Annotated in this window: 2 protein-coding genes and 1 pseudogene; all 3 read right to left on the bottom strand. The window is 35.1% G+C overall.

Annotation, left to right across the window (positions count from 1 at the left end; genetic code table 11):
• Positions 1 to 348: 348 nt before the first annotated feature.
• A pseudogene (locus ASJ81_RS22215) lies at positions 349 to 502 on the bottom strand (transposase); the annotation flags it as partial.
• A 19-nt stretch (positions 503 to 521) separates the two neighbouring features.
• Entirely contained in the window at positions 522 to 974 is a 453-nt protein-coding gene (locus ASJ81_RS12325) for a hypothetical protein (protein ID WP_095644691.1), read from the bottom strand.
• Positions 975 to 1,010: 36 nt separating this feature from the next.
• A partial coding sequence (locus ASJ81_RS12330) for an IS110 family transposase (protein WP_141241560.1) occupies positions 1,011 to 1,654 on the bottom strand: 644 nt, incomplete at its 5' end.

The raw sequence follows: 1,654 nt of genomic DNA on the forward strand, positions 1-1,654 counted from the left end.
AATGTATTTTTCTACAGAAATATTATTTGACTTGATAAAGTCATCTGTTATTTGTCTCACTAAACCAAATTTATAGAACAAAAGTTATACTTCACGGTAGACCTGAAAAGGAAATGTGACAATGTCAAGTTAACTCCTCACATATATGCGGTCATCCTCCTCACCAAATGCTTCCCAATAATCATGACAAATGATTTTGGGTCAATTAAAATTAATGAACTATTAATTTTGACTCTTCGTTGTTTTGTGTGGATATCCTCACAATGTCCTCATAAAAACCAACGCAGTCTTGAATTGAAAATTATATTATCCATAGGAAATGACGAAGAGCCCAAAGTTTAATAGGAACAGATGAGTTGAACAGAATCTACAAATCGTATGAAAATCAGGTTTTTTGCATGGCTGCAAGATACATGAAAGCAGTATCAGTTTGAGTCATTCGTTATAGTTTACGTGAACTTCTAATGCCTATAAGATACCCATAAAGCAATGTTTTTAGCACCTGTCCACTTTTTAATTTGTTACTTCGTCTTTCTTATATACATTACTGTCCCGAATAAAATTGCAAACATCCCGAAAGAGTTTATAAAAGGGCTACTGTTTGATTTTTGAGTAGAATTTGAACTCGCTTCCTGCTTATCTACTGTTCCTTGATTCTCCTCTTTTCCATTGTTAACTGTCTTGTTTTCGGTTATGTTCTCTTTCTGATTGCCTGTTATTTCTATATTGTTTATCATTTCTGTCTCATTTGTCTTATTCTCCATCTGGTCTTCTCCCTCCCATTTACCTTGAGCTTTCAATTCCTTAACTACTCCGTCCCTATCTGAGACAGGGTGTTTTCCTGGAAAGCCAATAGCTACACGGAAAAGCTGTTGATCTATGTTTACATCATTCAGCATTAAGAGAACTGATTCATTCTGAGTAAATTCAGCTTCGTCTTCAGTTCTTGAATTAGTTCCTATTTCTGTTCTCACTCTTATTTAGCATGAAAGTACATGAGGATATCTTCCTCACGTGCTCTCTTCACCTTCTTTTTCCATTATCGCAAATATTTCACTAATTATTTTTATTCGTTCATCAACTGAGAATATTTCTGTCTCAACAATCTTCCTCTTTTGAATTTCTCCTTTTTGATATCCAGTTCCATCTTCGTATATCTCATCGTTTACGATAAGATGCCATATTATCGTTGCAATTTTCCTTGCCAAGGCAATAATTGCCTTGGAATGCCCAATTGACTTCTTTTTCCTGTTAAAAAACTCTTTTAACTTACTGTTATTCTTTCTTGCCGCTGCTTGAGAAATCTGCGTAAGAATCCATCTTGCTCCCTTTGATCCTCTCTTTGTGATTCTTCCGTTGTGGTATTTATCTGCAGATTGATACACATTAGGAACCAGACCAAGCCAGGAAGCAAGCTTATCTCCAGAAGAAAAATCCTTGAAATTGCCTATTTCAGCAAGTAAAATTGCCGCACCAAGTTCTCCTATACCTGGAACTGACATTAAAATCTCCATTTCTCGCTTATGCTTTTTATAAGCATAATTGAAAATTTCTTTCTCTAAAGCTTCGATCTCATCATCAATACTCTTTATGAGTTTCAGACAGATCTGAAGTCTGAATGCAGCACTTTGAGAGATTTCTCGATCAAGAATTT

The sequence above is a fragment of the Methanosarcina spelaei genome, from assembly GCF_002287235.1.
Lineage (GTDB): Archaea > Halobacteriota > Methanosarcinia > Methanosarcinales > Methanosarcinaceae > Methanosarcina > Methanosarcina spelaei.